Annotated in this window: 2 protein-coding genes; both read right to left on the minus strand. The window is 55.8% G+C overall.

Features of this window, described 5'->3' with window-relative positions; genetic code table 11:
* The coding region (locus AC1RPJ_RS07690) for a hypothetical protein (RefSeq protein WP_429616338.1) at positions 1 to 185 on the minus strand (185 nt) is incomplete at its 3' end.
* Positions 175 to 622 (minus strand): HNH endonuclease (locus tag AC1RPJ_RS07695; RefSeq protein WP_481762830.1); only part of this gene is annotated, 448 nt, incomplete at its 5' end. The genes AC1RPJ_RS07690 and AC1RPJ_RS07695, both read right to left, overlap by 11 nt.

Raw genomic sequence — 622 nt, forward strand, 5'->3', positions numbered from 1 at the left:
CCAAGGTAGGGCGTCAGCATCACACCAGTTTGACCGCCGGGACCCGCGCCCGGAAACGTCTCCAGAATGTACGGCTTGTCGAGCCCGAGATGCGTTTCGTTTTCGCCTTTGTAGCGGGCGATAACCGTCTGCCCATTACGCAGGTGGGCGGCAATAACAGGTTGCTGCGTGGTTTCAGCTTGCACCGAAATTTCTCCTATACAGATTTTCAAGAGCGAGATTCAGGATGGATTCTCGCGATCTACATTTTGGGTACACCTTTTTCAGCTTCTCGATCATGGATTTTTGCTGGCCTGTTAGACGCAGCATGACGAGTGCAGGCTTATTCGGATCACCCTTGGTGGCAGACCACGCATTATATACGTTTGTCGCGAGTTCGAGAAGCTTTGTTGCGTGGCCCGCAGGCTCACCAGCCAGCAGATCGTAATGAGGTTTTCCAGATTGCAGGCGCAGTGCTATGGCGTGAAGCCGGTTGTGGTGGTCAGCGCACAACGTGACGGTGGGTCCGTCTTCACCACCATAGTTGCGCGGTATCACGTGGTGCACTTCACGAGACGCGGGGCCCGGGGGTGTGGAGTCTGTGAACCGCTGCTCGCACACCCAACAGTGCGGCAGGATAATG

Source organism: Dellaglioa sp. CoH-57-MRSF-17, assembly GCF_056782015.1.